Origin of the sequence: Kribbella sp. NPDC050820 (assembly GCF_040653975.1) — a bacterium.
Classification (GTDB): domain Bacteria; phylum Actinomycetota; class Actinomycetes; order Propionibacteriales; family Kribbellaceae; genus Kribbella.
This window is the reverse complement of the sequence record NZ_JBFAHB010000020.1, coordinates 94,701-118,172: the sequence shown is the minus strand read 5'-3', so window position 1 is coordinate 118,172 and position 23,472 is coordinate 94,701. Positions and strand designations below refer to the sequence as shown.

Genomic DNA, 23,472 nt, shown 5'->3' with positions numbered 1-23,472 from the left:
CCGGACGGGCCGTCAGCGCACGCCGAGAGACGCCCGTACGGGTCTCGCCGAAGCGTGAACCTCAACACGCTACCTCCGTGTAGTAGTTGGAATCCCCGTCTCTCGCGATGGGGAGGACGTCAACCGGTGATCTCTCGGCAGGCGCGGTAGAACGGTGCCCACTCGTCGCGTTCCCGGACCACGGTCTCCAGGTACTCCGACCAGACGACCCGGTCCGCGGACGGGTCCTTGATCACCGCACCGAGGATGCCGCCGGCCACGTCGGTCGGCCGCAGCACGCCGTCGCCGAAGTGGGCCGCCAGCGCGAGCCCGCCGGTGACGACGCTGATCGCCTCGGCAGTGGAGAGCGTGGCCGAGGGTGACTTGACCGCGGTCCGCCCGTCCTCGGTGCGGCCGGAGCGCAGTTCGCGGAAGATCGTCACCACCCGGCGGATCTCGTCCAGCGCGTCGTCCGGCTGCGGAAGCTCGAGCGCGGTCCCGAGCTGCGCGACCCGGCGGGACACGATCTCGACCTCGTCGTCGGCCGAGTCGGGCAGCGGCAGGACGACGGTGTTGAACCGCCGCCGGAGCGCGCTCGAGAGCTCGTTGACGCCCTTGTCGCGATCGTTGGCGGTGGCGATGACGTTGAAACCCTTGCGGGCCTGGACCTCCGTGGCCAGCTCGGAGATCGGCAGCGCCTTCTCCGACAGGATCGTGATCAGCGCGTCCTGGACGTCGGACGGCATCCGGGTCAGCTCCTCGATCCGGGCGATCTTCGCCTCGGCCATCGCCCGCTGCACCGGACTCGGCACCAGCGCCGCCTCACTGGGGCCCTGGGCAATCAACTGGGCGTAGTTCCAGCCGTACCGGATCGACTCCTCGGCCGTGCCCGCCGTACCTTGCACCAGCAGGGTCGAGTCGCCGCTGATCGCGGCCGCGAGGTGCTCACTGACCCAGGTCTTCGCCGTCCCCGGTACGCCGAGGAGCAACAGCGCACGGTCCGTCGCAAGCGTGGCCACCGCGACCTCGATCAGCCGGCGCGGGCCGACGTACTTGGGTGAGATCTCCACGTCGCCGGCGCGTCCGCCGAGGAGGTAGGTGACGACCGTCGACGGTGAGAGCCGCCAGGCCGGTGGTCGCGGCCGGTCGTCGGCTGCGTGCAGCGCGGCGAGCTCACCGGCGTACTCCTCCTCGGCGTGCGGGCGCAAAACCTCTGTGCTCATGACAGCTCCTCGTACATTTCACGGCGGAAGGTCAGGGTCTCCACCAGCCGGCGTCGCCAGGTGTCTTCCTCACCGGTCGGCTCGCGGGTGATCGGATGGTTCAGTACGTCGGGTGGCGCCGCCCGGGCCGCGATACTCGCCAGCCGGGCCGACGATCGCGCGGTCCCGGCAGCAGCCAACTGGTCGAGGATGAGCGAGCCGAGCGACGCCGGCCACGGCACCGGCAGCCCGCCCACCAACTCGGCCAGGTCGATGGTCTCCTGCAATGCCTGCACCGCTCGGACCCATTCCTCAGCAGGCAGGACCCGCAGCAACTCGGCCGCGCTACGAGTGCCCGTCGAAGCGTTTGCCTTCAGCAACTCGCGTGCCCAGCTCTCCGAGCGTTCCCGTACGGCGGCCTCGGCCCACGCCGCCTGCAGGACCTCAGGGGCACAACCCTCGACCGGCAGGTGCAGCCAGGACGGATCCATCACCGCGAGCGGGGTGTTCGCGACGATCTGCAGGAACCACCAGGCGCGCTTGCCGAGGCCCTCCGGGTTCTGCGAGTCGAGGCCGTCGCGTTCCATCGAGGCGCTGAGGCGTTTCGGCAGGTCGACCGCCAGGACGCCTTGGCTGACGACCAGGTGTGACCACAGTCGCTCGGCCATCCGGTCGCCGTACCGGGATCCTTGGAGTCGGGCGAGCAGGCGGGCGGCGCCTCGACGGACATCCTTGGAACGGTCGTCGAGCGCGGCCTCCAAGAACTCCTCGTCGGCCAGCGACAAGGCGTCGCCGAGCACGGCGAGGAACTCGGCCCGGGTCGCGGCGGACTCGGTCGGCCAGACTCCCTGCAGCGCTGCGCGCGCGGCGGCTGGATCCTGCTGGCGCGTCGTACGCAACCAAGTCCGACGCTGGAGCGAGTTGCCATGCGTCCACAGCGCAACATCATTGCTCTCGGCAACCGCCGCATGGAGGAACTTCCACTCGGAATTGAGGTCGGCCAACCAGGTCGCCCGGCGTCCGGCCGCGGCGATGACGAGCGGCCGGTACTCCGCGCGGTGCCGTGCGTAGTCTGCCAGCGCCGGCAGATGCTCCGGCGGAACACCCCATCCACGGGCATCCGCCGCACGCAACCACTCGCCGAGCGCAGTCGTCTGGAAACCACCGAGCATCGCGGCCAGCCTGCGGATCGCGACCGGCCGGGGCAGCGGACGATCCTCACCAGGGGCCGCAGGCAACGGTTCGACGTCACGCAACGGCTTGCGGCCCGCGCGCCTGTAGACGGTCGCCAACGCAGCCGCGTCCAGCAGCCCGCCGTCGCCCAGCCGCTCCTGGATGTGCTCCGGCAGGTCCTCGAAGTGCACCGGTCGCCGATCGGTCCCGAGCAGCGCCGAGCTGACCAGCCCGTCCCAGCCCTTCACACGATCACCGGCCGGTCACCGTGCCAGCACGTCATCGGCCGGAACCCGGCCCGGTTCCACTCACCCGCGACCGTGACCGGATCACCGGCCGAGACCGCGAGCAGCTTCACCGGATCCAGGCCGGGCAGGATCTCGAGCCCGTCACCCGCACCGTCCACCAGCGCCCAGCCCTCGCCGTACGCGGCCGGGCGGACGTCCTGCAGGACCAGCGGCCAGCGCTCGTTCCACGGGTCGGCCGCGACGGATTCGACGTACGACGCCAGCGCCTGGCGCGCACCCAGTCCGGCGGGCCGGGGCGCGGGCAGCCGTGGAGCGGTCTGGGTGAGGAGTGCGCGCATCGGCAGCGCGCCGGGGTAGTAGGAGAGCGCTCCGGGCACGTACTCACCCGGGCGGGCCGGGAGTGGGTCGAGCGGACGTCCGGCGGCGGCGAAGGTGAGGATGAGTCCGAGCCGACCGGTTGTTGCTCCGCGCAACCAGACCCGGCGGACCGTCAGCCGGTCGTCGGGCTCGATCACCCGGCCGAGCACCAGCCAGTCGTCCTCAACCTTCTCGCCCTCGGCCAGCACTCGCGCGGTCTCGACCGTCCAGCCGATCCGGGACTGCACGGTGTCGGCCAGCGACGGCGGGAGGTCGGCCAGCCGACCGTGCGCGGACACGATCAAGTGGATGAGTGACAACTCCTCCAGCAATTCGCCCGGCCAGCCGTGACCGCGGCCGACGACGCCGGCCGCACGCCGTACCGCTCCGGCAACGCCTGGCGCCTGGGCGTCCACCATGCGCGCAGCCAGCCGGCTGAGCTCGCTGTACGCCCGCTGGTCGAAGCCACCCAGCCCTTGACGGACCTGATCGTCGAGCCAGCTCGCCAACTCGGCCATGCCCGCGGAGACCCGGTCCGCGCGCCTCGATGCGCGCTGTTGAGCCGCCAACGGATCAGCGACCTCACCGGGCTTCCGCTCGGGTCGCTCGGCCCGGGCGACGCGCTGGTCCACCCAGGTCTTCACCCACTCCGGCTCATCACCCGATCGGACCTCGCCGGTCGCCCAAAGCAGTAGCAACCCGAGCGAGTGCTTGCACGGGAACTTCCGGCTCGGGCAGGAGCACTTGTACGCCGGACCACTCAGATCAACCGTGGTCCGGTACGGCTGCTTGCCGCTCCCCTGACACTCTCCCCAGACTGCTCGGTCCGACGCACCGGTCGTCGGCCACCTCGTCGTACGCGCCAGGGCCTGGGCTGCCTTCGCCGATGCAGGATCGGGCGCCAACCCCAGCACCTGATCCACGTCCATGCCGAGAGCATGCCATCCAGCCCCGACAGGCCGATCATCACCCGAACGCTCGACGCGCCTCGACCTCCACCTCCGGGTACCCATTGCCCGCCGGACGCGGGCGCGGGGTGCCCGACAGGCCGTCCCGGATGATCGCGAGCTGGACGAGCAGCCTCTTGCTGACCAGGTCGGACCCAGCCGGTATTTGGTTGCAGGACCCAACGATAGTCCCGCTCCGTCAGCGACCGGTCACCGCCTGCTGATCTTTTCCTGGGACGAACTCTCCTCAGGACAGGGCTTACCGCGTACGATCCGGTGGCTGTTGAGAGATCAACAGCCACCCCGGCGGAGCTGTCAGGGCCCGCCGGGGTCTCTCACGTCGCGACCTTGGCGCCGACCAGGCGTCCTGCGTTGGCGTGAATACGCTCTCGCCAGTCGCCGGATCGAGCGTCGAGCGCCGCGAACTGGCGCCCGACCGCATCGGCAGGAGTGAAGCAGTAGTCGCTGCCGTAGAGGGCGCGATCGCCGGTGGCCGCGGTCGGGGTCCCGGCGACGTCGTACCAGAGGTTTTCCAGCTGCGGCGTGACGCTGGGCTGGCTGTCGGGGTCATAGGTACGACGGAAGTGGTCGATGCGATCGCCGAGCAGGGGCAGTACGCCGCCGTGCGCGACGATGAAGTTGATCGCCGGGTAGCGCGTGAAGATGCCGGTCAAGGCCAGGTCGGTGACGGCGCGGGCGCTGTCGAAGAGGAACTCGATCATCGGGCGTGGGCGATCCAGCGCCACCTGACGCCACTGCGGCGGGGATGTCGGATGCAGCAGCACCACAGCCGATCTGGCGTTCAGCGCGCGCCAGAGTGGGTCCCACGACGGCTCCCCCGGATACAGTCCGCCCGCGTTGCTCATCAGTACGACGCCATCCGCGTGCAAGACGTCGTACGCGTACTCCAGCTCGACCAGCGCGCCCTCGACATTCGGCAACGGCAGGCTGGCGAAGAACCCGAACCGCCCGGGGTGGTCCCGGCCCAGCTCGGCCGCGCTCTCGTTGACCCGCCGCGCGAGCACCTGCGCCCGGAAGTCGTCGCCGAAGTGCACGCCGGGCGACGAGACGGACAGCAGGGCGGTGTCGATCCCGTTCCGGTCCATCACCTCGAGGTGGCGGCGGACAGACCACTCCGGCCAGCCGGGCATCCCGTCTGGCCGAAGGTGTCCAGCCCGTTCCGCCGCGGCGACGTACTCCGGCAGCAGGAAGTGAGCGTGGAAGTCGATCAACCTCCTCACCCGACCGGGTGGAGCAGGTCCTCGAGGCCGATCCGGCGGAGTAGCTCGGTGCGGACCCGGTCGGCGACCGCGTTGACCACGGCCGCGCCGTCGTCGGACGGGTCGATGTGCACCCGGAACGGGCGCCGGCCCTTCTCGGTGCCGACCACGGTGACGATCGCCTTCGCGACCTCGGCGACGTCGGCCCACTCGGGCTCCAGCTCGGCGAGCTTCTGGCCGACCTGTTCCATCAGGCCGGCGTACTTCGTCTCGTACGCCGTGACCACGTCGGCGTCGGCCGGCGACCCGCTGTGCGCGAAGTGGTTGGTCCCGTGGGTGAACGCGCCCGGCACGACGATCGTGGTCTCGATCCCGAACCGCGACACCTCCAGCGCGTAGCTCTGCGCGAGCGCGTCCATCGCCGCCTTCGCCGCGAAGTACGGCGCCAGGTACGGCGGGGTGCCGCCGCGTGTGCTGGAGCTGCCGACCCACAGCAGCAACCCGTCCTGCTGCTCCCGGAGCTTCGGCAGCGCAGCCCGGTTCAGCCGCTGGGTGCCGAGCACGTTGGTGTCGTACAGCTCGGCCAGCTGCTCCGGCGTGAACGCCTCGGTCGGTCCGGTGACCATGTGCCCGGCGTTGTGGATCAGTACGTCGAGACGCCCCTGCTCGCTGATGACGGTGTTGACGGCCTGCTGGGCGGAGGCGTCGGAGCTGATGTCGAGCTCGACCGGGCGGAGGTCGACGTTGTGCTCGGTCGCGTACTGCTTGGCGTCCGCTGCCGCGGTCACGTTCCGGCCGCCGAGGTCGCGCATCCCGGCGTACACGATGTGTCCGGCGTCGGCGAGAGCGCGGGCGGTGAGGGCGCCGAAGCCGCTGGAGGCGCCGCTGATCAGAACTGTCTTGCTCATGATCGGTGTCCTTTCAGTACGAAGAGGTGGGTGGTGGTCAGGCGGCCGAGCCGCCGTTGGCGTAGATGACCTGGCCGTTGATCCAGCGCGCCGGGCCGGCCAGGAAGGCGATGATCTCGGCGATGTCGGACGGCTCACCGAGGCGCTCGAGCGGCGGCTCGGCGGCGATCCGGTCGATCAGCTCCTGCGGCTTGCCCTCGAAGAACAGCGGGGTCGCGGTCGGGCCGGGGGCGACGGTGTTGACGGTGACGTCGCGACCGCGGAGCTCGCGGGCCAGGATCAGCGTGATCGCCTCGACGCCGCCCTTGGTCGCGGAGTACGCCGAGTAGCCCGGGCGGGCCAGCTTGGTCAGCGAACTGGACACGTTGATCAGCGCGCCGCCCGAGCGCAGCCGCCGTACGGCCTGCTGGTCGACGACGATGGTGCCGCGCAGGTTGGTCCGTACGACGCGGTCGAAGACGTCCAGGTCGAGGTCGGCCAGCGGGGACAGCGGCATGATCCCGGCCGCGTTCACGACCACGTCGACACCGCCGTACTCCTGCTCGGTCCGGTCGAAGAGCGCTGCCACCGCGGTCTCGTCGGCGACGTCGGCCTGGATCGCGATCGCCCGCCCGCCGGCCTGCTCGACGTCCTTGACGGCTTCCTCGGCCGCGGCCTGGTTACCGGCGTACCCGATCACCACCGCGTAGCCGTCCTTGCCCAGCCGGGCCGCGGCCTCGCGCCCGATGCCACTCGATCCGCCGGTCACGATCGCGACTCGCTCGGTGGTGGTGTTGTTCATCGTCCCGCTCCTTCAAGTCTTCGGTTTCTTGCTGACACCAAAGATCTTGCTGCCGTTCGATGCATCACGTCCAACGAATCAACTCGATGGGTGAATCAGTTTCATTGATTCAAAAGCACGGCCTTCGGGCGGGTTGGATGGATCAGTCTTGTTGATCCACGTCCGCGCCCAGTTCGGTGCCGGGTGGGTGTTGGAGGTGGGCGCCGACGAGGCCGAGAAGTGCGCGGAGGGCGGCGGAGGGTTTGCGCTTCTTCAGCGTGGCCAGGTACAGCGTCCAGCGGAACGACTCGTCCGCGACCGAGATCGCGCGGATCGAGTCGATCTCGGCGACGGCGTACCCGGGCAGGATCCCCAGCCCCACGCCGTGCGCGACGAACTGGACCCCGCCCTCGATCCCGAGCGCCTCGACCACGACCTTCCGCTCGATCCCGGCCGCCTCGAACTTCTGGTCGATCAGCGTCCGCGTCCCGGACCCGGGCGGGAAGTCGACGAACGCCTCGTCGGCCAGGTCCGCCAGCGTCACCGACCGCAGCCGCGCCAGCCGATGACCGACCGGAACCGCGAGCACCTGCGGCACCCGCAGCAACTCCCATGTGGTCAGGTCGCGCGGCGCGCTCCCGGCCGCGACCCCGAGGAACCCGCAGTCGATGTCGCCGTTCCGCAGCCCCGCGATCACCCCCGCCGACCCCTCGGCCTCGGCCCGCAACTGCAACTCGACGTTCGGATACCGCCGCCGGAACTCACCGGCCGCCGCCGGCAGGTTGATCAGCCCGAGCCCCGGCAGCAGCCCGACCCGCACCGACCCGCGCATCCCCGCACCGAGCTCGTCGACGACATCACGAGCCCCCTGTACGGCGTCCATCACGGCCAGCGCCTCCGGCAACAGCGCCGTACCCGCCTCCGTCAGCACCACCCGCTGGGCACTGCGCTCGAACAACGTGACCTTCAGATCGCGCTCCAGCGCAGCGATCGCAGCACTGACCGCGCTCTGGACCACATGCAGCCGCCGAGCCGCCAGCGTGAAGCTGCGCTCATGCGCAACCGCCACGAAGTACTCCAACTGCCGCAAGTCCACGAGGGCAGTGTGTCAGCCCACGTGCACCCAGGGCCGTTTCGACCGGACCGGCTCGGCGCGCCGCAGCACCTCACGGGTCACGGGCGGGACGTCGCCCTCACCGGAGATCAGGTAGCGGAACAGGAAGTAGAACGGGTTGCCCTCGGCCCACGCGAAGTAGATGTGCGGCATCACGTCCCACTCGTCGCGGATCCGCAGCGACAGCGCCGCGATCGCGTTCGCCACACTCGGGCTGTCCACCTTGAGGACCGAGTACCCGTGCAGCTCCTCGCCGGTCACGTCCAGCTCGGTCTCGAACTGCGACGCGTCGGTCAGCGTGACCTCGAGGAACACGATCGGCAGGCCCTCCGGCAGGTTCCGCACCTCGCGCTGCTCGGCCTCCTTCTCCTGGTACTCGGTCGCGTCCCGCTCGTTCGGCTCGTTCGCGATGATCCGGAGCTCGCCGTCGACCGCGGCCGCCTCGATGATCCGGCGCGCCTCGTCGTCGAACCGGACCTCGGTCGCCCGCAGCTCCAGCGACCGGGTGGCCCGGGAGATCAGCGAGGTCAGGATGATCGCGACGATGAAGAAGGACGCGATCTGGACGCCGTCCGGGCGCTCGATGATGTTCGCGATCGTGGTGTAGAGGAAGACCAGGCTGATCACGCCGAAGCCGACCGTCTTCGCGCGCTGGCCCTTCCGCCGCGCGGACAGCGTCACCGCCACCGACGCAGACAGGATCAGCACCAGTACGCCGGTCGCGTAAGCGCCACCCTGGGCGTCCACGTCGGCCTTGAACAGCAGCGTGATCACGAAGGCGATCACCGCGAAGACGAGCACCAGCGGCCGGGTCGCCCGGGCCCAGTCCGGGACCATGCCGTAGCGGGGCAGGTAGCGCGGGACGATGTTGAGCAGGCCGGCCATCGCCGACGCTCCGGCGAACCACAGGATCAGGATCGTGCTGACGTCGTACACGGTCCCGAAGACGTTGCCGAGGTTCTCGTGCGCCAGGTACGCCAGCGCCCGCCCGGACGCCTCGCCGCCGTCCTCGAACTCGTGCTCCGGGATCAGCACGATCGTGGTGAAGCTGCTGGTGATCAGGAAGCCGCTCATGATCAGCGCGGCGGTGGTGAGCAGCTTCCGGGTGTTGCGGATCCGCTCGGCCGGATGCGCCGGGTCGTCGTCGGCTGCGCCCTTGACCTGTGGCATCACCGCGACGCCGGTCTCGAACCCCGACAGGCCGAGGGCGAGCTTGGGGAACACGACCAGCGAGATACCGATCATCACCCAGATGTTGGAGTGCTCGGTGACCAACAGGCCGCGCCAGTTCGTCACCAGCCCCGGCGCGGTGATCACGTTCCACAGCGCGTCGCCGACGACGACCAGGTTGAGCCCCAGGTAGACCGCGACCAGGACCACGGCGATTCCGATCGCCTCACCGAAACCGCGCAGGAACACGCCCGCGAGCAACGCCAGCAGGACCAGGGTGATGGCCACCTCCTTGCCCTCGAACCAGTGCGGGACGTACGGGTTCTCGACCACGTGCGCGGTCGCGTCGGCGGCCGACAGCGTCATCGTGATGATGAAGTCGGTGGCCATGAAGCCGAGCAGCACCAGGATGGTGAACTTGCCCTTCCAGCGGCCGAGCAGCCGGTCCAGCATCGCGATCGAGCCCTCGCCGTGCGGGCTCTCGGCGGCCACCCGGCGGTAGACCGGGAGCGCCCCGAGCAGCGTCAGCAGGACGAGGATCAAGGTGGCGAGCGGCGACAGCAGGCCGACGGCCGCCGCGGCGATCGCGGGCTGGTAGCCGAGGGTGGAGAAGTAGTCGACCCCGGTCAGGCACATCACCTTCCACCAGCGATGGGTCGGGTGCGGAGCCGGCCGGTGCGGCCCGGCGTGCCCGGTGGGCCGGTCGTGCAGCAGCCAGCCCACGAACCGTCCGTGCCGCGGCGGGGGTACGCCGACGGCGTCGTTCTCCTGCGTTTCTGTCGCCGCCACGGCGCGCAGCCTACGTAGCTCCGGGATCTGCAAACCCGGCCTCTAACAGCTCTCTAACAAGGTGTGTCAAAACCGGCCGGGCGGCTCCGACCTGGTGGTGACTGAACTCTCACAGACAGGATGACGAGCGTGACGAATCTTCAGGAGCAGGTGCAGCGGCGGATCGACGAGTTGGCCGGGACCGAGCTCGGGCTGCAGGTCGCGGTCTACAAGGACGGTGAGCTCGTCGTCGACGCGGTCGCCGGCGAGGCGGTCGGACCGGACACCCTCTTCTACAGCGCTTCGACCGGCAAGGGCGCGACGGCGACGGTGGCCAACGTGCTGGCTGACCGCGGTGTCCTCGAGTACGACGCTCCGATCGCGGACGTCTGGCCCGAGTTCGCGGTCCACGGCAAGGAGAAGGCGACGTTGCGGCATCTGCTCACCCATTCGGTCGGCCTGCCGGCTTTGGCGCCGGATACGACGACCGACGACTTGCACGACTGGCCGAAGATCACCTCGTACCTGGCGGCCGCCGAACCGTGGTGGGAGCCGGGGACGAAGACGACGTACCACGCCGAGACGTTCGGCTACCTGGTCGGCGAGGTGGTCCGGCGGACGACAGGCCGGACGATCTCCGACGTACTGCGGGAGATCGCGGAGCCGCTCGGGATCGCCGACGAGGTGTACTTCGGCGTACCGCTGGACCAGCAGCACCGGGTTGCCACGCTGATCGAGCCGGCCGGCGCCGAGGACACGTTCGCGATGCTGGCCGGGATGTTCAGCAAGGTCACGCCGGCCGCGGTGATCCCGCGGGCCGCGCTGTGCAACAGTCCTGAGCACCTCGCCGCCGAGACTCCGTCGGCCGGCATCCTCACTGCGCGTGGCATCGCGAAGCTGTACGCCGCCCTGATCGGCGAGGTGGACGGGGTCCGGCTGATCCGGCCGGAGCGGGTTGCCGAGGTCACCGGGCCGGCCTTCGTCGGTAAGGACGAGCTGCTCGGGAACGACGCGACCTGGGCGCTGGGCTACGCGATCGGGCGGCTCGGTTCGAGTGCGGAGGAGAGCCCGACGTCGTTCGGCCTGCCGGGCATGGGTGGCAGCGCCGCCTGGGCCGGCGCGCGTTCAGGCGTCTCGTTCGCACTGACCAGGCGGTTGTTCGACCCCGCGCAGTCCGCGTCGGCGATCGAGATCGGCAACCTCGTTGCGAAAACTCTTTGCTGAAATCCCTTGTGGGTAAGGTCTTTCCGGGTCCTAGGCGCTGCGGATGGAGTGCTGGTCGACCCAGACCAGGTGGCCGTGGTGGCTGACGAGAACCTCGTCGGCACCGGCCGCGCCGGTCCGGCGACCGAGCTCCTGACCCGCGATCCAGCGGCCGCCGATGCGGACCTGGACAGCTACCGGCCGGGTCGGAGATGTGGCTACGGACATGGCACCTCGAACGGCAGTGGAGTGATGCTGAAGATCGGTCATCGTCGCCCTCGCAGGGACACGGCAACCAGCGTCGGGGGCTGGCTACTCAACCAAAGGCCACCCTACAACCGCGACATGACAGAGCGTTAGCGATAACTCGAATTGACCGCCAACCCCCTGGGTACCGGAAAGATCTCACCCTTAGGAGGTGGAGTCATGAGCACGAATCCGATCCCTCCGGTGCCGGTCGGCCCGGGCGACTCCCGCAACCCGGACAACCCGGATCCGGAGATGCCGGACCTGGTCGATCCCTCCATCGACGAAGGAACCACCGTCGCCGACCGCCCCGACGACGACTCACCGCTGGAGCAGCCCGCCTCCAACCCGGACGCCCCGGACGAGGATCCCAACGACCAGCTACCCCACTGGGACAGCTGACTAGCGCCACTCCGGCAACTGCTGGAGAGCCCAGGAGTTCCCGTCGGGGTCGTCGAAGAACGCGAAGGTCCCCCACGGGAACTCCTGCAGGTCCGACACCTCGACGCCGCGGCCGGCCAACTCGGCCCGAGCCGCCGAGACGTCGGGTACGACGATCTGCAGCCCACGCACCGAGCCGGGTTCACCCTGCGGCATCCCGCTGCCGATCGCGATCGAGCAGGCCGAGCCCGGCGGGGTCAACTGAACGAATCTCAGTTCCTCGGTGACCTGGTGGTCGTGGTCGGCGTGGAAGCCGACCTTCTCGGTGTAGAACTCCTTCGCCCGGTCCACGTCCGTCACCGGCACCGACACCAACTCAAGCTTCCAGTCCATGGCCAGACCCTAAGGTCGATCCGGGCCGTCCGGAATGGTTTCTCTCCTCGTCGAAATCGATACAGAGGAATAACGCCGGGAGAGCCGGGGTAGGGTTCCGATCAGATAGCACTGACCGCGGTCCAGACATGTGCCGCGCCGTGACTCAACGTCGCGAGGTCAGCAAAAATGGTCACCGTACTCTCCAGCAGCACCGTCGACGAGCCGCGCAGCACCGATCCGAAGCAGCGCCGGGACACGACGACCCGAAACCTCCTCAGCCGGCGGGCCGCCAGCACGGACGAAGCTCTCCGGCAGGCCCTCCTCAGTGAGGCGATCGAGCTCAACCTGAGCATCGCCCACAGCATCGCCACCCGCTTCCGCGGCCGCGGTGTGGAGGCCGAGGACCTGGACCAGGTCGCGTACCTGGGGCTCGTGAAGGCCGCCCGCAGCTACGACCCCGGCACCGACACCCCGTTTCTCGCCTACGCCGTGCCGACCATCAGGGGTGAGGTGAAACGGTACTTCCGCGACTGCTCGTGGACGGTCCGGATCCCGCGCCGCCTGCAAGAACTGCAGGGCTCGATCGCCTCGGTCCGCCCGCAGCTCGTCCAGGACCTGCACCGCGAGCCCACGCTCGCCGAGCTCGCCGCCGAGATCGGTGCCGAGGTCAACGAGATCGAGGCCGCGATGGCCGCCGACGGCTGCTTCTCGGTGCTGTCGCTGGACCGCCCGGTCGACGACGACACGGCCGCCAACCTGGCCGACACCATCGCGGACACCGACGACAGCGCGTTCGAGCGGACCGAGGCGGTCGCCGTCCTCGAGCCGGTGCTCAGCGACCTGGCGCCGCGGGAGCGTAAGATCCTCGAACTACGCTTCATCGAAGGACACACCCAGGCCGATATCGGCGCCGAGATCGGAGTGAGCCAGATGCAGGTCTCCCGGCTGCTCCGCGGCATCCTGAACCGGCTGCGCAACCGGATCGAGCCACCCTCGGCAGCTGCCGCTTGACGTCCAAGCCGATCTTCGTGGTGCAGCTGCATGATGCCCGGCGGCTGCACTACGACGTTCGGCTGGAGGTCGACGGCGTCCTGAAGTCCTGGGCGGTCCCGCGCGGGCCGTCGCTGGACCCGACCGTGAAACGGCTGGCGGTCTTCACCACCGACCACGACCTGGAGTACGCGTCGTACGAGGGCGTGATCGCGGACAGCGCGTACGGCAGCGGTGCCGTGATCGTGTGGGACGCCGGCATCTACAGCAACCTCACCCGCGACGATCGCCACCAGCCGGTGGACCCGGCGGTGGCGATCGAGCGCGGGCACTTCAAGGTGCAGCTGCACGGCGTGAAACTCAACGGGGCCTGGGCTTTCACCAGGACCGGGGCGGACTGGCTGCTGGTGAAGGTCCGGGACGCAGCGGCCGATCCGGACGTCGACCTGACCGTCGCCGAACCGCGATCGGTGCTGAGTGGGCTGACCATCGAGGAGATGGCTGCCTCCTGACCGTTTCCGGCCAGTAGGCTCACTTGATTCCCTCCAGGCGTCTCCGCACACTCGGGCGTACTTTCCGAGTCCCGCCTGGAGGACCCGATGCGCATCCCAGCCGCCCTGCGCTCCGCCGTACTGCTCGCCGCTGCGCTCCCCCTTCCGGCGGCCGCCGCGCCACCGCCGGTCTGGACCCACAACGCGAGCGATCGCCTGTTCCCCGGCACCACCAGACCCGCCGGCGCACCCACGTCGATCGAGCTGTACGCGGCCCGCAACGAGACCGAGGCCGCGCAGCTGGCCGTCCGCCCGACCGCAGCGGTACGGCGTACTACGACGCGCTCGTCGAGAACACTCCGCGATCACTCGCCGCGAACGTCACCCAGCCGTACCACTACAGCGTCCACGTCCCGGCCGACGCGACCCCGGGCCTCTACACCGGTACGGCGACTGTCCAGAGCAGCGCAGGCAGCGTCGTCGTACCCGTCCGGCTGACCGTCTACCCGGTGACCATCCCGCCGACGGACCAGTCCACCTTCAAGCTGAACAACTGGACCACCTCAGCCGGCTGGGACTACGACGGCACGATCAAGGCGATCCCGGTCCAGTACGGCGTCCAGATGTACGACGCCAACTGGTGGAAGGTGATCGAGGCGATGGCCCGCAACCACGCCAAGCACCGGAACAACGTCGTGTACGCCGACTTCCAGGCGCTGCTGATCCCGCGGGCCCGGATCGATGCGGCAGGCAACTACACCTTCGACTGGACCGACTTCGACCGGTTCATCGGGGTCTACCGGGATGCCGGCGCACTGCAGTGGATCTACACGCCGACGCTCCTGATCAGCAGCGACCCCGCCGTCGGCCGTCCATCGCAGTTGGAGATGCTCAAGCGCGCGTCCGACGGATCGACGCAGATGGTCCCGGTGCCGTCCCAGTCGGCGGAGGCGAACGCGTACCTGGACAAGCTGTTCCCGGCGCTCAAGCAGCACCTGGACGCGAAGGAGTGGACCGACCTCTTCTACATGAGCGCGAACGACGAGACCCGGCACACGGCCGACACCACCGCGGCGAACTGGTTCTACGCCAAGTACCCGGCAGTACTTCCCGAACCCGCAGCTGAACGAGGCCGAGCTCGCGATCCACAACCCGCCGCCGAACCTGACCGCGAACACGCCGATCCTCGACCTGTACGAGAAGAACGTCGGCTACTACCAGAGCAAGCGGCTGGGCGGCAACGAACTGTGGCTCTACAACTGCATCGGCCCGCAAGGCCCCTACCTGAACCGTTTCCTGGTGTCGCACCTCGCGAAGACCCGGCTCACTCCGCTGCTGGCGTGGAAGACCGACTCGATCGGCTACCTGCACTGGGGCTGGAACTACTGGTTCGAGCACGTCGGCGGACCGTACCTCCAGTACGACACCTTCGACGGGAGGCAGAACGGCGACAACTTCATCGTCCGGCCCAACCGAGCGGCGTACGACGTCTACGACAGCATCCGGAGCGAGGCGCAACTCGACGGCGCCGAGGACTACGAGCTCTTCACCAAGCTCGCCGCGACCAAACCGCTGCTCGCGAAGGCGCTGGCCAACTCGCTGCTCGTCAACTCCTACACAGGTGATCGATCCGGCACGGCCGTGGACGTCGTACACCGTCAGGTCCTCGACGCGCTCGTCGCCGGTGGCCCCGACCAGGCCTATCCGTACGCCGACGACTTCGCAGCCGGATCCCAGTCCTGGCAGACGAACAGCGGAACATGGTCGGCCTCGGGTGGCATGCTGACGCAGACCGACGTCAGCCGCTGGGACCACGTCGCCGGCCTCGAGGGACGCGCGTACGGCGATGTCGCGGCGAGCGTGGACCTGCAGATCCGCGGGGTCAACCCAACCGGTGGCAACGAGAACTGGGCCGGGATCGTGGTCCGCAACCTCAACCCGACGGACTTCGAGAGCGGCTATCTGGTGGCCCAACGCAACAACGGCGAGGTCTTCGTCTATCGCAGCGGTACGACGCTCGCGCGGGCGCAGGCGCCTGGATACGCGGCCGGCCAGTTCAACCGGCTGCGCGTGGTCGCGCGCGGGAGCACCCTGCAGGTGTACGCCGGGTCCGGGCATGCGCCGGTGCTGATCGTGACCGACTCCGCCTTCCGGGCCGGCGGGATCGGGCTGGCGAGCGGCGGCGTGAACGTTGCCTTCGACAACGTCCGACTGAATCCCGAGGTGAACCCGGCGGAAGGCGCCGCAGTGAGCGTCAGTTCGTCGTACGACGGGGATGGGTGGAATCCGCGCGGTCGTCGATGGTCGGCGAACCTCTGGCGCTGCGTCGATGGGGTGGACCAGTGCGGCAGCCGCGAGTGCGACGGACGCCCAGACCTTGCAGGTGGATCTCGGGTCGGTGCGGTCTCTTGGGCGGGTGGATCTGTACCCGCGATCGGAGGGGCCAACACCGGGAACGGGTTCCCGGTCGACTTCACCGTCGAGACGTCGGCCGACGGTGTCACCTGGACGCCGGTCGCGACGGTGGCCGATCACGCCCAGTCGGGGTCCGCGCCGGTATGGTTCACCTTCCCGCCGACGACCGCGCGGTACGTCCAGGTCCGTGGGACGGAGCTGCGGCCGGACGGCGAAGGCGGGTACCGGATGCAGTTGGCCGAGCTGGAGGTGCGGTGACTACCAGGCGTTGAGGTGCAGGACGTCGTCCAGCGGCTGGCGCGGGGCGGGCTTGAAGTCGGTCCCGACCGTGTAGGCGGTCGGGATCAGCACCGACTGCCGGATCTCCTCGGGCAGGCCGAGGACGTCGGCGACCTCCTGCTCGTAGTTGAGGTGCAGCGTGGTCCACGCCGTACCGAGGCCGCGGGCGCGTGCGGCGAGCATGTAGCTCCACGCCGACGGCAGGATCGAGCCCCACAACCCGGCCTGGTTGCCCGCCGGCAGCGCGCGGGCTTCGAGGCATGGGATGACGAGGACCGGGACCTGCCCCATCCGCTCACCCAGGTAGGCGACGCTGTTGCCGATCCGGCGCTGTACCGGTCCGCGCACCGGGTCGTCCGCGAAGAGTTTCCCGGCGGCACCGGTGCCGGCCAGGTACTTCTCGACGGCGAGCCGGTAGTACTCCCCGATGGCGGCCCGCTTGTCCGCATCCGTGACCACCACCCAGTGCCATGTCTGCCGATTGCTCCCCGACGGCCCCTGCAACGCGATCTCCACACACTCCCGCACCACGTCCAGCGGCACCGGCCGCTCCAGATCCAGCCGCTTGCGCACCGTTCGAGTGGTGGTGAGCAGTTCGTCGGGGTTGAGCTCCAAGGTGTAGGTCACGCCCACAGTCTGCTCGATCAGCAGGTGTAGAGGCTGTTGGGGTGGACCTTCTCGCAGAAGCGGACGTGGAGGTGGTTGTCGTGGGCCGGCCACTCGGTGGTGAGTCCTTCGTTGATCAGGACCGGGTCGTTGAAGAAGATGATCCGGACGTGCCCCGGTGCGGCGGCACGGATCGCCTGGACCAGTTGGCGAGTGGCAGCCCGGTCGTACGTCGATGACTCCCAGGTGATCCGGCCTGCGGTGCACTGGGCGCTGTCCGTGCGGATCGGCCAGATGTCGATGTCCAGGCCAACCTCATGGCTGCCGTGGCCGGGGATGTCACCACCGTGCTCGAACCCGGCATCGCCGTACGGGACCTTTCCTTGTGCGGTGCCGCGGAACGATCGCGCGGCCTGCTCGAGCTGGGCGACTGCGGCCGACGTGGCCCAGTTGGCCGCCGTACCGTTGCCGTCGGGGTCCTGGTCGCACAGGTTGGCGGCGAAGTCCGGGTAGTCGTAGTGCCAGGCGAGGTTGCGCCAGGTGATCGGGCCGACGATCCCGTCCGCGCCGATGCCGGCGTGGGACTGGAACGCGACCACTGCGTCGCGGACCGCCGTACCGAACACTCCGTCGACCGGCAGGCTGAGCCGCCGCTTGGCGTTGAGCTCGACCTGAAGCGCCTTCACCGCCGCGTTGTTGTCGCCCGACCGGATCGTCGGCACCAACGCTCCCCAGGTCTGCGGTCCGACGATGCCATCGGCGCCGAGGCCCTTCGACGTCTGGAACGCCTTGGCGGCGGCCGTCGTCGTCGCGCCGAACACTCCGTCGGCGGAGACGGACTGCCCGTGGTGCTGCAGCAGGTACTGGATCGCCAGTACGTCGGCGCCACGATTGCCACTGCTCTGCGTCGGGAAGAACGCGTTCGCGTACGCCTGCGCCGGCGCAGGCACTCCGATCAGCAGTACGGCGGCCAGCACCGCGAACACGAGTCGTCGTCTCATGGCTCCTCCGGGGCGGGTGAGGTGCGCTGGTTACTGACCAACTTCTACGCAGCCACGATCGGGCATGATCTTCCCAACCGCAAGACCTCACTGGAAGGGTGCCGGGTCCCCCGCGCCGACCCGGACCACCTCGGCGAAGTCGTCGGAGAAGTCGACGACGGTGGTGGGCTCGGTGCCGGTCTCGCCTTCGATGACCGCGTCGACCTGGTTGTCGAGCTCTTCCTTGATCTCCCAGGCCTGTGTCATCGGCACCTCGTGGTCCGGAAGCAGCAGGGTGCTCGACAGCAGTGGCTCGCCCAGCTCCTCGACCAGCGCCTGGGCCACGACGTGGTCCGGGATCCGCACGCCGACCGTCTTCTTCTTCGGGTGCAGCAGCCGGCGCGGCACTTCCTTCGTGGCCGGCAGGATGAACGTGTAGCTGCCCGGCGTGGCCGCCTTGATCGACCGGAACACCGCGTTGCTGATGTGCACGAACTGCCCGAGCTGGGCGAAGTCCTGGCAGACCAGCGTGAAGTGGTGCCGGTCGTCCAGGTGCCGGATGGCGCGGATCCGCTCGATCCCGTCCCGGTTCCCGAGCTGGCAGCCGAGCGCGAAGCACGAGTCGGTCGGATATGCGATCAGCCCGCCGTCGCGCACCAGGTCCACCACCTGGCCGATCGCGCGCCGCTGCGGATTCTCCGGGTGCACGTTGAAATACCTCGCCATAACGGCCGAGCCTAGCGGTCGGGTCAGCGGGCCGGACCGACCGCGGTGGCGGTGACGACGAGGTTGTCCTCGTAGCCGCCGCGGGAGGCGTCGTACGCGCCCGTGCAGGTGATCAGGACCAGCCGGTGGCTGACCTTCTGGTCGAAGGCGCCGCTCTTCGTCGCGAGCGCGTTCTTCGGCACCGAGACGATCGAGCTGACCCGGTACGTCGCGGTGTGGCCGGCGCCATGCAGTACGACGAGCTCGCCCGGCTTGATGCGGAGCAGCCGGGCGAAGTGCCCGACTCCCTCGGTCTTGGTGTCGACGTGGCCGGCCAGCACCACCGACCCGAACGGGTCACCGGCCTGAGCACCGCCGTCCCACCAACCGACGCGCCGGCCTTCCTCCGGGACCTTCAGCTCACCCCTCACCGTGCTCGCCGGGATCACCGGAGCCGTCGCCCCACCCGGCAGCACCACCTGGTCCGGAACGAACCAGATCCGCTGGCTCGGGGCCGGCGTACCGATCCGGGCCGGCGGTGCGGACGCCGGATCGGTCTGCGACGGCGTGACCCTGGGTTCGATCTCCGGAACGAACCCAGGGGCGCCACGTACAGCCGGAGCGGACGACGGCGTTGGGGTACCGCCGCCCGCCCCGGGGTCCGGCACGGCGTTGTCCGCCTGCGCAGCGCACCCCTCCAGGCCCGCGCAGCACAACACCAGTGCGAGCAGGAGCTTCCTCAGCGACGGACCGCCTTCCGGACCGTCACCACCGCAGCCAGCAGACCGGCCAGGATGACCACGAGCCAGAGGTCCGCGGAGCTGTGCGCCTGGTTCAGCTCCGCCGCCTGACCGCCGGTCCCGGTGTCCACCAGCCCGGGTGTCCCCGAACCCGAACCCGGCAACTTGATCGTCCCGAGCGCGACGTTCATCGTCTTCGCGTTCGGATTACCGACCGCGAAGACCCGGGTCAGATAACCGGCCCGAGCCGGCAAATCCAACGGACCGAGAACAACCGGTGAACTCGCGCCGGCCGGCACGATGTCGACCTTGTAGGTGGCCGCCGGGACGACCGCCTCCAGCGATTCCCCATTCGCCACGTTCGCGAACGCCACCTGACCGTTCACCCGGATGTCGGCCGGCCCGACGGCCGCGTCGTGCGCGACCCGCAGCGCGGCCTTGTCGCGCGGGATCGCGTTCAGTTTGTTCACGTACGACGTCAGCACCGGCGCGCCGGTGGGCGAGACCGGCAGGTGGATCACGGCGTCGACGCTGGCCCCGGATCCGACCGAGACCTCCCGCGAGATCACCGTCTTGCCGTCCTGCCGGGCGGTCAGCATCCGCTTGCCTGCGGCAACACCGAACGGCCCGACCACCTTCGTGGTCGCGACATCGGTCGCCACCGTGCGGCCGTCGATGCTGATGTCGAGCGATCGCCCGGGCAGGCCCTGGACGACGTACAGATTGGCGCCCGCGGCCCCCTCGGCCGGCGCCACGAGGACGGCCGGCGCCGCCGCGACAGTCACCACCAGCGCCAGCGGAATCACCCGGCTAATTACCGGACCAGGAATTCTCGAAATTGCTTCGAATACGGCCCGGAATGGTCCGGACACGCTCCGTCTCGCCATTTTGTGCCCCCTCGAAGTCCCCAGGAAATATTCGGCAGTAATTGCCGCACCCCACTAATTCCGGCGTATCGTATGCGCAAGTCCGATCCGACCGCCAGAGGAAACGGCCGAATCCGTTGGGGGCGATGAGACGTGTCTGAACGCGGTTCGCCGGACCGGGCGTCGAGGACGGGCGCGGAGTTCCTCCCGGACGTGCCATCGGGGGTGGAGGACCTCGGGCGACGGGCGACGGGGACGGGGACAAGGTGGCTGGCCGCGGCCGCGCTGACTCTGGGGCTCAGCGCGACCGTGGCCTGCTCACCGGACACGGCCGGCCCGGTGGCCCCCAGCCCCGGCCTTCCCTCTGGACCGGTCAGCACCACTCGGCCCGGCGAGACGCCGGCCAGCAGCCCGGGTCCCGGCGCGACCACGCCGGGCATCCGGATGGTCGCCGTACCGCTGGCGGACGGGTCGTTCGACATCACCGAGGACGTGATGTTGCCCAAGCCGACGAGCATCCTGCAGGTCCAGCTGCCCGCGTCCGGTGAACAGCTGCCCGGGATGATGACCAAGACCTCGCCGATCGCGACCAACCTGCGGGTGCTGGCCAACGGCGCGGCCATCCCGCTGGCCAGCTCCAGCGTCACCACCACGACCGACGTGCCGCTGACCACGGCCGCGACGAACCTGCGCCTGATCTACCGGCTGTCCGGCTCGACGGTACGGCGTACGGAGTCGAAGCCGGAGCGGGCCGCGTCGGCCATCCGGCCGCTCACCGCGATCACCGAGGGCGGCCTGCCGACCAACCTGATCGTCAACGGCGGCGAGCTGCTCAACGTCGTCTGCCCACTGCTCACCGAGACCCGCTGCGCAGTCGGCAACCCACCCGAACTCTCGGTGCTCCCAGGCATCCCGGCCGACAAGGCCCTCGTCGTTCTCCAACTGGATCTCCCGCAGCCGTAGTAAGCACCTAGTGTGAGTCCATGACGGACGAGCGGATCGTTTTCGGCACCAGCCGGGCGAGGTGGGTCCTCGCGGCCACGGCACTCGGGTCGGGGATGGCGTTCCTCGACGGCACGGTGGTCAACGTCGCGCTGCCGGCGATGGGCGAGGAGTTCGACGCCGAGGTCGCCGGACTGCAGTGGATCGTCAACGGGTACATGCTGCCGCTGGCGGCGCTGATCCTGCTCAGTGGTTCGCTCGGCGACCGGCTCGGCCGGCGGCGGATGTTCGTCGTCGGAGTGATCTGGTTCGCGATCGCCTCGGTGGTGTGCACGGTCGCGCCGACCCTCGAGGTGATGATCGCCGGCCGGGTCCTGCAGGGCATGGGCGGCGCGTTGCTGACCCCCGGCAGCCTGGCGATCCTGCAGACCACGTTCGCGCCGTCCGACCGCGGCAAGGCGGTCGGCGCCTGGTCCGGCCTCACCTCGGTCGCCGCGGCCATCGGCCCGTTCGTCGGCGGCGGCCTGGTCGACAGCGGGTCCTGGCGGTACATCTTCCTGCTGAACGTCCCGCTCGCCCTGCTGACCTTGCTCGTCACCCTGCGGCACGTCCCTGAGACGCGCGACGAGACCGCGGCCGGCAAGCTCGACCTGAAGGGCGCCGCGGTCGCGACCATCGGCCTCGCCGGGCTCACCTTCGGCCTGATCAGCGCCGGCGAACGCGGCTGGAGCGACCCGCTCGTGCTGACCTCGCTGATCGTCGGCGTCCTCTCGTTCGCGGTCTTCGTGGAGGTCGAGCGCCGGGAGTCGCACCCGATGATTCCGCCCGGCATCTTCGCCAACCGGGCCTTCACCGGCGCCAACCTGGTCACCGTCGTCGTGTACGGCGGCATGGGCACGGCGACGTTCCTCCTCGTCGTCTACCTCCAGACCGCACTCGGGTACTCCGCGATCTGGGCCGGCGCCTCACTGCTGCCGATGACGCTGCTGATGCTGGCGCTGTCCGGGTACGCCGGCGGACTCGCGGACCGGATCGGTGCGCGGATCCCGATGACCGTCGGACCGCTGCTGATGGCGGCGGGCCTGCTACTGATGCTGCGGATCGACATGGACTCGACTTACGTCTCCGCGGTGCTGCCGGCGGTCGTCGTACTCGGCCTCGGGCTGGTCGCGACCGTCGCGCCACTGACCGCGACCGTGTTGTCGTCGGTGGACGACCACCACGCCGGGATCGCGTCCGGGGTGAACAACGCGATCGCCCGGTCGGCGCAGCTGATGGCGGTCGCGGCGATCCCGATCGCGGCCGGGCTCACCGGCGACTCATGGCTCGATCCGGTTGCCTTCAGCAATGGGTTCGCCAACGCACTGTGGATCTCCGGGGCGTTGTGCGCTGCCGGTGGGGTGATTTCCTGGTTCACGATCGGCGGCCGCGCCGAGAGGCCGGTCGAGGTCCTTCACCACCCGCACTGCGCGCTGACCGCACCGCCGTACGCCGACAGCCGCGAGGCCTCCTGAGCCCAGCCCGGCACGGCGACATGTCGACAAATGGCGAACCGGCCTTCAGCAGTTCGGAAGGTCGCGGCCGTTGTTGTCCTTCGCCTCGTCGTTGCCCCAGCGGGACAGGTAGTACGCCGACACCCACTGATTCGCCGGGCCGACGTCGAGGTCGGTCTTCATCCACCAGTGGTTGTAGGCGGTGCCGACCCGGACCTCCGGCCCCCAGACCTTGCAGAACACGTAGTTCGTGCCCTTGTAGAGGGTGCCGGTCTGGGTGCCGCCGGGCGTGCTGTGACCGGGTGCGTTGGCGAACGTGTCGACCCAGAACTTCCCGTCGCCCGCGCCGCAGTTGGCGCTGGTCTCGAAGTGCTGGTTGTACGACCAGGTGAGCGGTACGGCGTGCCCGTTGAACCACGACTGCTGGACGGTGCCGTTCAGCTTCTGCTCGTAGTGCAGGTGCGGCCCGGTGCTGTCACCGGTGTTGCCGACGATGCCGATCTGCCGGCCCTGTGCTACCACGTTGCCGACGGCAACGTCACGGCGGTCCATGTGCAGGTACCGGGTCTGCCAGCCACCACCGTGGTCGATGACGACCATGTGGCCGCCGCTGGACGACAGCAGCGACGCACTGACCGTCCCACCGGCCGACGCGAGCACCGGAGTGCCGCGGGTGGCTCCGCTCGGCGAGACCATGTCCAGCATCCACTGGCTGGCGTGGCCGCCGTGCGTCGCGGTGGTCCACCGCAGCCCGCACGGGATCGGCATCTGAAATCCGGGCGCTGCCGTGGCAGTGGTCGGCACAGCGACCAGCCCGGCGGCGACGAGTGTTGCGAGCAGCAACAGCTTGATGATGCGCTTCGGGTTCATGGGGGCGGCCCCTTCCGCGATCGACTTGAGCGTCAGGGTAACGC

24 protein-coding genes and 1 pseudogene are annotated in these 23,472 nt (G+C 69.4%); 9 read left to right on the top strand and 16 right to left on the bottom strand.

Translation table 11 applies throughout. The features are described 5' to 3' along the window. Positions 1-119 precede the first annotated feature (119 nt). The 8 genes from AB0H36_RS19775 to AB0H36_RS19740 all read right to left on the bottom strand — a co-directional run bounded on the left by AB0H36_RS19775 (position 120) and on the right by AB0H36_RS19740 (position 9,867). Positions 120-1,202: an AAA family ATPase gene (locus AB0H36_RS19775; protein WP_360524865.1), complete on the bottom strand. Its 1,083-nt coding sequence runs from the start codon at positions 1,200-1,202 to the stop codon at positions 120-122. Further along, positions 1,199-2,602 (bottom strand): DUF5691 domain-containing protein, encoded by a 1,404-nt coding sequence (locus tag AB0H36_RS19770; RefSeq protein WP_360524862.1) that lies wholly within the window; start codon positions 2,600-2,602, stop codon positions 1,199-1,201. Before AB0H36_RS19770 ends, AB0H36_RS19775 begins: the two co-directional genes overlap by 4 nt. Beyond that, entirely contained in the window at positions 2,599-3,888 is a 1,290-nt protein-coding gene (locus tag AB0H36_RS19765; protein ID WP_360524859.1) for an SWIM zinc finger family protein, read from the bottom strand. Before AB0H36_RS19765 ends, AB0H36_RS19770 begins: the two co-directional genes overlap by 4 nt. Before the next feature lie 353 nt (positions 3,889-4,241). Next, a complete protein-coding gene (locus AB0H36_RS19760; protein WP_360524856.1) occupies positions 4,242-5,147 on the bottom strand; it encodes an amidohydrolase family protein in 906 nt (301 codons plus the stop codon). Beyond that, positions 5,144-6,034, bottom strand: coding sequence for an SDR family oxidoreductase (locus AB0H36_RS19755; RefSeq protein ID WP_360524853.1), 891 nt, complete (start codon positions 6,032-6,034; stop codon positions 5,144-5,146). Before AB0H36_RS19755 ends, AB0H36_RS19760 begins: the two co-directional genes overlap by 4 nt. 37 nt (positions 6,035-6,071) lie before the next feature. Further along, positions 6,072-6,815, bottom strand: coding sequence for an SDR family oxidoreductase (locus AB0H36_RS19750; protein ID WP_360524850.1), 744 nt, complete (start codon positions 6,813-6,815; stop codon positions 6,072-6,074). Between the two features lie 142 nt (positions 6,816-6,957). Further along, positions 6,958-7,890 carry a LysR family transcriptional regulator gene (locus tag AB0H36_RS19745; RefSeq protein ID WP_360524847.1) on the bottom strand — a complete coding sequence of 311 codons (933 nt, stop codon included), beginning with the start codon at positions 7,888-7,890 and terminating at the stop codon, positions 6,958-6,960. A 12-nt stretch (positions 7,891-7,902) separates the two neighbouring features. Continuing rightward, a complete protein-coding gene (locus tag AB0H36_RS19740; protein ID WP_360524844.1) occupies positions 7,903-9,867 on the bottom strand; it encodes an amino acid transporter in 1,965 nt (654 codons plus the stop codon). A 129-nt stretch (positions 9,868-9,996) separates the two neighbouring features. Between AB0H36_RS19740 and AB0H36_RS19735 the strand changes: the two genes are divergently transcribed. Continuing rightward, on the top strand, positions 9,997-11,070 hold the full coding sequence (locus AB0H36_RS19735; RefSeq protein WP_360524841.1) for a serine hydrolase domain-containing protein: 1,074 nt from the start codon (positions 9,997-9,999) through the stop codon (positions 11,068-11,070). A gap of 30 nt (positions 11,071-11,100) precedes the next feature. Here the strand turns inward: AB0H36_RS19735 and AB0H36_RS19730 are convergent, their stop codons facing one another. Then, positions 11,101-11,277: a hypothetical protein gene (locus AB0H36_RS19730; RefSeq protein WP_360524838.1), complete on the bottom strand. Its 177-nt coding sequence runs from the start codon at positions 11,275-11,277 to the stop codon at positions 11,101-11,103. A gap of 198 nt (positions 11,278-11,475) precedes the next feature. Here AB0H36_RS19730 and AB0H36_RS19725 point away from each other — a divergent pair, with 198 nt between their 5' ends. Beyond that, a complete protein-coding gene (locus AB0H36_RS19725) occupies positions 11,476-11,697 on the top strand; it encodes a hypothetical protein (protein WP_360524835.1) in 222 nt (73 codons plus the stop codon). On the opposite strand, the gene AB0H36_RS19720 is transcribed toward AB0H36_RS19725, so the two are convergent. After that, positions 11,698-12,069: a VOC family protein gene (locus tag AB0H36_RS19720; RefSeq protein ID WP_360524832.1), complete on the bottom strand. Its 372-nt coding sequence runs from the start codon at positions 12,067-12,069 to the stop codon at positions 11,698-11,700. It abuts the gene before it with no gap. Positions 12,070-12,237: 168 nt separating this feature from the next. On the opposite strand from AB0H36_RS19720, the gene AB0H36_RS19715 reads away from it, so the two are divergent. From AB0H36_RS19715 to AB0H36_RS19695, 5 genes and pseudogenes are all read left to right on the top strand, one after another. Then, a complete protein-coding gene (locus tag AB0H36_RS19715; protein WP_360524829.1) occupies positions 12,238-13,062 on the top strand; it encodes a SigB/SigF/SigG family RNA polymerase sigma factor in 825 nt (274 codons plus the stop codon). Next, positions 13,059-13,553: a DNA polymerase ligase N-terminal domain-containing protein gene (locus AB0H36_RS19710; protein ID WP_360524826.1), complete on the top strand. Its 495-nt coding sequence runs from the start codon at positions 13,059-13,061 to the stop codon at positions 13,551-13,553. Before AB0H36_RS19715 ends, AB0H36_RS19710 begins: the two co-directional genes overlap by 4 nt. Positions 13,554-13,640: 87 nt before the next feature. After that, positions 13,641-14,030 (top strand): hypothetical protein, encoded by a 390-nt coding sequence (locus tag AB0H36_RS19705; RefSeq protein ID WP_360524823.1) that lies wholly within the window; start codon positions 13,641-13,643, stop codon positions 14,028-14,030. A gap of 125 nt (positions 14,031-14,155) precedes the next feature. Further along, positions 14,156-14,548 (top strand): annotated as a pseudogene (locus AB0H36_RS19700) (glycoside hydrolase domain-containing protein); the annotation flags it as partial. Positions 14,549-14,654: 106 nt separating this feature from the next. Next, on the top strand, positions 14,655-16,205 hold the full coding sequence (locus AB0H36_RS19695) for a glycoside hydrolase domain-containing protein (RefSeq protein ID WP_360524880.1): 1,551 nt from the start codon (positions 14,655-14,657) through the stop codon (positions 16,203-16,205). Here AB0H36_RS19695 and AB0H36_RS19690 read toward each other — a convergent pair whose 3' ends face one another. From AB0H36_RS19690 to AB0H36_RS19670, 5 genes are all read right to left on the bottom strand, one after another. Then, positions 16,206-16,853, bottom strand: a complete 648-nt coding sequence (locus tag AB0H36_RS19690) for a nitroreductase family protein (RefSeq protein ID WP_360524820.1) — start codon at positions 16,851-16,853, stop codon at positions 16,206-16,208. Positions 16,854-16,870: 17 nt separating this feature from the next. Continuing rightward, the gene (locus AB0H36_RS19685; protein ID WP_360524817.1) at positions 16,871-17,833 is read right to left on the bottom strand and encodes a penicillin-insensitive murein endopeptidase; all 963 of its coding nucleotides are present in this window, start codon (positions 17,831-17,833) and stop codon (positions 16,871-16,873) included. An 87-nt stretch (positions 17,834-17,920) separates the two neighbouring features. Beyond that, positions 17,921-18,538, bottom strand: coding sequence for an L-threonylcarbamoyladenylate synthase (locus AB0H36_RS19680; RefSeq protein ID WP_360524814.1), 618 nt, complete (start codon positions 18,536-18,538; stop codon positions 17,921-17,923). Between the two features lie 23 nt (positions 18,539-18,561). Beyond that, positions 18,562-19,185 carry a class F sortase gene (locus AB0H36_RS19675; protein WP_360524811.1) on the bottom strand — a complete coding sequence of 208 codons (624 nt, stop codon included), beginning with the start codon at positions 19,183-19,185 and terminating at the stop codon, positions 18,562-18,564. A 71-nt stretch (positions 19,186-19,256) separates the two neighbouring features. After that, positions 19,257-20,063, bottom strand: a complete 807-nt coding sequence (locus AB0H36_RS19670) for a DUF4397 domain-containing protein (protein ID WP_360524808.1) — start codon at positions 20,061-20,063, stop codon at positions 19,257-19,259. Between the two features lie 213 nt (positions 20,064-20,276). Between AB0H36_RS19670 and AB0H36_RS19665 the strand changes: the two genes are divergently transcribed. Both AB0H36_RS19665 and AB0H36_RS19660 read left to right on the top strand, forming a co-directional pair. After that, a complete protein-coding gene (locus AB0H36_RS19665; RefSeq protein ID WP_360524805.1) occupies positions 20,277-21,086 on the top strand; it encodes a hypothetical protein in 810 nt (269 codons plus the stop codon). Between the two features lie 20 nt (positions 21,087-21,106). Next, entirely contained in the window at positions 21,107-22,579 is a 1,473-nt protein-coding gene (locus AB0H36_RS19660; protein WP_360524802.1) for a DHA2 family efflux MFS transporter permease subunit, read from the top strand. Between the two features lie 45 nt (positions 22,580-22,624). Here AB0H36_RS19660 and AB0H36_RS19655 read toward each other — a convergent pair whose 3' ends face one another. Beyond that, positions 22,625-23,428 carry a M23 family metallopeptidase gene (locus tag AB0H36_RS19655; protein ID WP_360524799.1) on the bottom strand — a complete coding sequence of 268 codons (804 nt, stop codon included), beginning with the start codon at positions 23,426-23,428 and terminating at the stop codon, positions 22,625-22,627. Positions 23,429-23,472: the final 44 nt, after the last annotated feature.